Source organism: Vibrio sp. 1580, from assembly GCF_033340055.1.
Genome location: NZ_JAWOVT010000616.1, coordinates 1 through 547 on the forward strand (window position 1 = coordinate 1; position 547 = coordinate 547).

Here is a 547-nt window from a genome sequence, read left to right on the forward strand (position 1 = left end):
TCGCGATGGCACGCATGGCGTTGATTGAGGATGAATTGACGACGAAACGTTTGGTTTCTCCATTCCCCCCCATTCCTGCCAATGCTGGGTATTACTTGATCATGAATACAAGAAGCCAGTCGACTGAGCGATTTAGAGAGTGGCTTTTGAAGCAGATTGAGTCACGACGATGATTTAAGTGTTTAAGAAATAATAAAAATAAATTTCTTAATTACATATTATCTTGAGCCACTTCCCACAAATTATCTTCACTTTATTAACTTCTCTCTCTTACTCATCTTTTTCCATATCATCCTAGAAAATAACTAATGGATAGAGAAAGGCTATGGCTAAAAAAAACTCGCTTATATTGGTCCTAGCTCTATTTTCGGTAGGAGCAAGTGCAATGTTTTGGCCGTTTAAAAAATACGATGTGGAAATGTCACCAGAAGTACGTGGTGTTATTAAGCTTGATGGTAAACCACAAGTTGGGCTAACGGTTCATCGAGAACTTTTTTATGAAGGATATAAAGACGGAGAAAAAGTTTCTGACGTAGTAAAAACCAAT

Annotated in this window: 2 pseudogenes; both read left to right on the plus strand. The window is 37.7% G+C overall.

The features are described 5' to 3' along the window. Window positions 1-173: pseudogene (locus tag R7093_RS27460) on the plus strand (LysR family transcriptional regulator); the annotation flags it as partial. 152 nt (window positions 174-325) lie between these two features. Further along, window positions 326-547 (plus strand): annotated as a pseudogene (locus R7093_RS27465) (hypothetical protein); the annotation flags it as partial.